At 47.6% G+C, this 5,851-nt stretch carries 6 protein-coding genes; 5 read left to right on the top strand and 1 reads right to left on the bottom strand.

The window, feature by feature from the left end; genetic code table 11:
* The first annotated feature begins 161 nt into the window (after window positions 1-161).
* From ABNT28_RS09700 to ABNT28_RS09680, 5 genes are all read left to right on the top strand, one after another.
* On the top strand, window positions 162-2,201 hold the full coding sequence (locus ABNT28_RS09700; protein WP_348721482.1) for an FAD-binding monooxygenase: 2,040 nt from the start codon (window positions 162-164) through the stop codon (window positions 2,199-2,201).
* 205 nt (window positions 2,202-2,406) lie between these two features.
* Window positions 2,407-3,033 carry a hypothetical protein gene (locus ABNT28_RS09695; protein WP_332924443.1) on the top strand — a complete coding sequence of 209 codons (627 nt, stop codon included), beginning with the start codon at window positions 2,407-2,409 and terminating at the stop codon, window positions 3,031-3,033.
* Entirely contained in the window at window positions 3,006-3,797 is a 792-nt protein-coding gene (locus ABNT28_RS09690) for a hypothetical protein (RefSeq protein ID WP_332924442.1), read from the top strand. The genes ABNT28_RS09695 and ABNT28_RS09690 overlap by 28 nt, the downstream gene beginning before the upstream one ends.
* A complete protein-coding gene (locus tag ABNT28_RS09685; protein ID WP_348721481.1) occupies window positions 3,794-4,519 on the top strand; it encodes an OmpA family protein in 726 nt (241 codons plus the stop codon). Before ABNT28_RS09690 ends, ABNT28_RS09685 begins: the two co-directional genes overlap by 4 nt.
* Entirely contained in the window at window positions 4,519-5,424 is a 906-nt protein-coding gene (locus ABNT28_RS09680) for an HNH endonuclease signature motif containing protein (RefSeq protein WP_348721480.1), read from the top strand. Before ABNT28_RS09685 ends, ABNT28_RS09680 begins: the two co-directional genes overlap by 1 nt.
* A 28-nt stretch (window positions 5,425-5,452) precedes the next feature.
* Here the strand turns inward: ABNT28_RS09680 and ABNT28_RS09675 are convergent.
* On the bottom strand, window positions 5,453-5,851 hold a 399-nt coding region (locus ABNT28_RS09675; protein ID WP_348721479.1), incomplete at its 5' end, for a nitroreductase family protein.

Here is a 5,851-nt window from a genome sequence, read left to right as displayed (position 1 = left end):
CTTCGTTGACATCGAAGGGGTCACAGGTTCAATCCCTGTCACTCCCACCATTTCACTTTTGAAACCAAGCCATACACCATCCCCCACCATTACTCTTTTCAAAATGCCGAATGGTGCTAGTCTGTTCTGGTAATAAGACAAGGTTATCATGGTGGGTGTCGATGCAATTTCATCTCAATGGGTATCATGCGGGTGATCCCGATATTGCCGATCTTGACGCACGGTTTGAAACGGCACCGCCCAGCCCATCGATGCCACCCGAAGTCGATGTTCTGATTGTCGGTTGTGGGCCGGCGGGATTGACCTTGGCTGCCCAGCTGGCGGCCTTTCCGGACATCACCACGCGGATTATTGACGCCAAGCCCGGGCGCCTGACCTTGGGTCAGGCAGATGGCATTGCTTGTCGCACGATGGAGATGTTCGCCGCTTTTGGCTTTGCCGAACGGGTGATGCGCGAAGCCTATTGGGTCAATGAGGTGGCGTTCTGGGAGCCAGCCGCTATATCGGACTCAGGCTTTTCGGATCAGCCCACCCCGATCACGCGCAGCCGTATCATTCAGGATACCGAAGATGGGCTGTCCGAATTTCCGCATGTCATTTTGAATCAGGCGCGGGTACATGATTTCTTTCTGGATGTCATGGCCAAATCACCTGCCGCGATCACCCCGGACTATGCGCGGGCGTTTCGTGATCTGACTATTGATAATGATGCTGATAACACGCATCCGGTTACGGTCACGATGACCCGCACCGACGCCGCCCATGAAGGCGAGGTTGAAACGTTGCGCGCCCGCTATGTTGTTGGATGTGATGGCGCACGCAGTCAGGTGCGCCGCGCGCTTGGCCGCCGCCTTGAAGGCGATTCAGCGAACAAGGCCTGGGGCGTGATGGATGTGCTGGTGGCTACCGATTTTCCCGATATTCGGCGCAAGGCGATCATCCATTCGGCCGAAGCGGGCAATTTGCTGATTATCCCGCGTGAAGGCGGCTATATGGTACGCATCTATATCGAGCTGGAAGCACTAGGCACCGAAGAGCGCGTCAAAAGCCGCAACATCACCGCCGATCATCTGGTGGCGGCAGCGCAAAAGGTGTTTCACCCCTATCAATTTGATGTAAAGCAGATCGCATGGTGGTCGGTTTATGAAATTGGCCAGCGTCTTTGCGCCAAATTTGACGATGTGTCAACAGACGATATGCTAACAGCCGATATGACCAGCCGCACGCCGCATGTGTTTATCGCGGGCGATGCCTGTCATACGCATAGCCCGAAAGCCGGACAGGGGATGAATGTATCGATGGGCGACAGCTTTAATCTGGGCTGGAAGCTGGCGGCGGTGTTACGCGGACAGGCCGCGCCGCATCTGTTGCATAGCTATTCAGCCGAGCGTCAGGCGGTGGCCAGCGAGCTGATCGATTTTGACCGCGAATTGGCAACCATGTTCAGTACCCGCCCCGAAGATCGCGCCAACCCAGCCCCCAACACCCCTGATACCCAAGCTACCCCCAACACCACCGATGCTAAACCAGACGCCGAAGCCGAAGCCGAAGTCGAAGTCGATCCGGCGATCCTGCAATCCTATTTCATCAAACATGCCCGTTATACGGCAGGTACGATGTTCCGCTATCATCCCTCGCTTATTACGGCCAGCCCCGATTATCAGCATCTGGCGACGGGGTTTGATATGGGTATGCGCTTTCACTCGGCACCGGTGGTTCGTGTTGCCGATGGGCGGGCGATGCATCTTGGCCATACGATAAAGGCTGATGGCCGCTGGCATCTTTTTGCCTTTGCGGGGGCTGGCGATGCGGGGGGTGATGCGGGGGATATGGCCGCGTTATGCAGATTCATGGCCGATGATCCGGCCTCGCCATTGCGCGCCTATACCCGGGCAGGGGCTGATAGTGACGCTGTCATTGATCTGCGCGCGATTTTCCAGCAACCGCATACAACATTGCGCACTGCCCAGATGCATCCTTTGCTGGTGCCGGTCAAAGGCACGCTGGGCCTGCGCGATTATGAAAAGATTTTCGCGGTCGATCACAAAAGCGGCGATGATATTTATGCCATGCGCGGGATCAACCGTGATCGCGGCTGTATGGTGCTGGTGCGCCCGGATCAGCATGTCGCGCATATTCTGCCGCTTGATGCGCATGATGCCCTGACACGCTTTTTCGCAGGGTTCATGCTGGCGGTGTGATGGGGGGACACGTTTGGGGCTAGGGTTTCTTCCGATAGATAATTGTAACGATAAGCGGTGCCTGCGGGTGCCGCCTTTTTGTTTGGGCGGTTAGATTATTAGCCTTCATTAAATTAGTTATAAATCAATAACTTGCGTGAAATTTAACTCAAGTTTAGGCTCTGCTTACCCAATATAGAACTCAATATTTGCAGAGCGTAAATTTATGGAAGACATAATCAGGATATATAATGGGCTACTATCTAATGATATTAGCGCAACCTTTTTCTGGATTATTGGTGGTTGGCTTGGAATATCATTATTTTTGCTCATTTTTTCAGCTAATAAGCCTAGAAACAGAGCATTCATTGATTTGACACCGTCTGCTTTGACCTCACTAGGCATCCTTGGAACATTTCTGGGTATATTTATTGGGCTATTAGATTTTGACGTTCGCACTATTAATAAAAGTGTACCTATACTTCTTGAAGGTTTGAAAGTTGCATTTGGCACATCAATTGTCGGCCTTGCTAGTGCTCTGCTTTTTCGTTTTTTAAAGCCTCTTTTGTCGAACAATACCACGGCGGAGGATGCCTCTGCTCAAGATGTCATAAACGCAATCGAAGATATGAAACATCAGGTTAATGCTGTTGATGAAACCAATAAAGCTGGATTTGATACTATCAAAAAAGCACTCACTGATGATGGTGATAGTAGCGTTGTAGGCCAGCTTCAAAGACTGAGAACCAACTTCGCTGATTTGGAAAAACAACTTCATCAGGGTTTGAAGCCCAAATTAAAGAATTCAGAGATTTTGCAGAGCATATGTCAAAGGCATTTTCAGAAGCGATAATCGAAGAATTGAAATCTGTAATTCGTGAGTTTAACGAAAAAATATCCGAGCAATTTGGTGACAATTTTAAACAACTAAACTTGGCAGTTGGACAATTATTACAATGGCAGGAAAATTACAAAGCTCAACTTGAAGAAATGAAGGTAGCTTTTGACAATTCTGTTGAAACTATTGGCGCTACTGAGCAGGCGATAACCACAATCGAAGAATCGACCCGCGCTATTCCATCGCATATGAGCAAACTCTCGGACACCAATAATCAGCTTGTTGAACAGCTGGTAGCTATGCATGAAGGGTTATCTTCAATTTCAGAAATGAGGGAGAGAGCAGAAGGTGCGATTCCGGACATAGCATCCAAGATTGACAAAATGACAGTCACTATTTCTGACGCGGTGAATTCGCAGAGTCAGGCGTCAGAACAAATGAAGGATGTAATCAATACGTCTGTTCAAGAATTAGAAGGCGCTGTTGGTAAAATTGGCCAACAGATAGAAAACTCACTTGGGGAACAACGTGAGGCACAACAACAAATGTTCGATGGTCTTCAGTCTGCTCTCAATGAGAGTCTGCAAACGGCTACTAACCATCTTAACGATGCTGTTGTTCAACTTGACGAGGCGATGCAGAAGCAAATCGAGAGTATTCTTACGGCTATGGCGGAAAGCCTATCCGGTATAACGCAGAAATTTGTATCCGATTATGAACCATTGCTGGATCAGACGCGTCAAATTGTCGAAATAGGCAAAGCCGCTAATGGAAGATGAACAAGGCTATGTTTACAAACAGAGCTAGCAATGATGATCAATGGGTTTCGGTCGCAGACTTGATGGCTGGTCTGATGATGGTGTTCTTATTCATCGCTGTAATTTACGCCAAAGATGCTAACCAGAGAGCAAGTAATGTTACTGAAATAGTTACCGAATGGCAGGATGCCGAAATGGAAATTTATCGAGCCTTGGAAAGAGAATTCCGCGATGACTTGCCGATATGGAATGCTGAAATAGAACGCGCATCGCTGACAATCCGCTTTTTGTCACCGGAGATACTTTTCAAAACGGGAAAGGCGGATCTCAGCGACCATTTCAAACAAGTGCTAGATGATTTCATGCCACGCTATATTGACCTTCTAATTTCAAAATTTGACACAAAAATTGATGAGGTAAGAATTGAAGGACATACGTCATCGGAATGGTTGCAGTCTATAGATACGGCAAATGCATTTATAAATAATATGAAGCTATCACAGGCACGCACCCGAACAGTTCTGGAGTATGCAATTAACCTACCTGAAATGCAGTATTTTACCCCTTGGGTAATAAAGAAAGTCAGTGCCAATGGTCTGTCATCGGCCAGACTGATTACTGAAAATGGTGTCGAAAATAAAAAACGTTCTCGCCGTGTGGAATTTACCATCAAGACGAAAACCAAAGAGGCGATGTTTCAGATATTGGAAAAGGTCTCGCCAGCAATCGAAAAGAGTTTCTGATGGCCATAAATGTAGATTTATCCGGTCTTGAGAAAGCGCTGAAATCTATCGGCGGCCAGAAAGCCGAAATAGGGTCAATCAGGAATAGCACTAAAATAGCAAATCCCATTGAATTAAAAATCATTGAAGACGGAAGTGTAGTCCTGATAGGGGATGAGTTAATTAAACATCTCGATGCCTCAACGGGTCTGTTAGCCATTGGTAATACGCAAATAACTTTACACATTTATGATCCATTTGCTGACAAGGAGGAGCTTAGTAAACAACCAGCGACTCAGCCTAAGTTTCATCTAACCGAGTGTAAAACAATTGAAAATATGCGTGATAAGGGACGTTTTGATCGATATGTAAGCTCTAATAGACGAGATGGGCTTTTTCAGGTCAGGCCTTATGAATTTGATACAAATGATCATGGCGATGAAATGGAGGCGAACTTAACACCATGTAAAAATTGTTTGATGTCTCTTGATTATGATGGCTATGCTCAGCAAAATATTTATTCCATGAAAGAAAGAATTTTTTTAGATTTTTCGCTCGAAAGATTTTTTGAAGATTTTGAGTCTGTTTTCCGTTGTATGCCGCTTTATACAGCTGAAACATTTCCAGAGGGTAATTACACAAAAGACTGGGCGCGTATTTCACGTGAGACGAGACGGAAAGCTAACTGGACTTGCTCATGTTGCGGTGTTTGCTGTGCGGAACAAACGGGCTTATCGCATGCCCATCATAAGGATGGCATTCGTGGCAATAATCGTCCGTCAAATCTTGAGGTTCTATGTCTGGCCTGTCACAAAAGCAGACCATTTCATGGTAGAATGGCATATCCACCACAGGAAAAATTAAAGCTGGAACAGCTTAGAATATCCCAGAAATTGCCTAGGCTTTGTGACAGTTGCAATTTATAAGCAAAGGCAGGCTAGCTTCACCCACCCCCTACAGATACCTGACCACCTCATCCAAATCGGGGCGGGTGCGTTCCATCGGGTCTTTGACTTTTTCGCCGATATAGATAAATCCGGCGATCCTGTCATGCCCAACCACGCCGCCAAGCCGTGCCAGCATCGCATCATTATAGGCATACCATTCGGTCAGCCATTGCGCGGCATAGCCCATCGATTGCGCCGCATATAGCAAGGTCGTACAGACCGCCCCCGCCGACAGCGCCATTTCCCATGCGACAATTTTCGGATGTTCAACCGGCGAAGACAGCACTGCGATCACTGTATGCGCGCGTTGCAGGCGGGCTGTTTCAATCTCGATAAATTTATCTTCGGCATCGGGATTTTCGCGCATGAATTCGGCCAGAATAACCTCTTCATCCAGCGTCTTGCG

The organism is uncultured Candidatus Puniceispirillum sp. (genome assembly GCF_963979125.1).
In the GTDB taxonomy this organism is placed as follows: domain Bacteria; phylum Pseudomonadota; class Alphaproteobacteria; order Puniceispirillales; family Puniceispirillaceae; genus Puniceispirillum.
Note: the sequence above shows the minus strand (reverse complement) of the source record. Positions and strands in the feature narration are given on the sequence as shown.

Bases quoted from the DNA above. Each gene is read 5' to 3' on its own strand.
- ABNT28_RS09700 (WP_348721482.1), top strand. From the start codon at position 162: ATGCAATTTCATCTCAATGGGTATCATGCGGGTGATCCCGATATTGCC.
- ABNT28_RS09695 (WP_332924443.1), top strand. From the start codon at position 2,407: ATGGAAGACATAATCAGGATATATAATGGGCTACTATCTAATGATATT.
- ABNT28_RS09690 (WP_332924442.1), top strand. From the start codon at position 3,006: ATGTCAAAGGCATTTTCAGAAGCGATAATCGAAGAATTGAAATCTGTA.
- ABNT28_RS09685 (WP_348721481.1), top strand. From the start codon at position 3,794: ATGAACAAGGCTATGTTTACAAACAGAGCTAGCAATGATGATCAATGG.
- ABNT28_RS09680 (WP_348721480.1), top strand. From the start codon at position 4,519: ATGGCCATAAATGTAGATTTATCCGGTCTTGAGAAAGCGCTGAAATCT.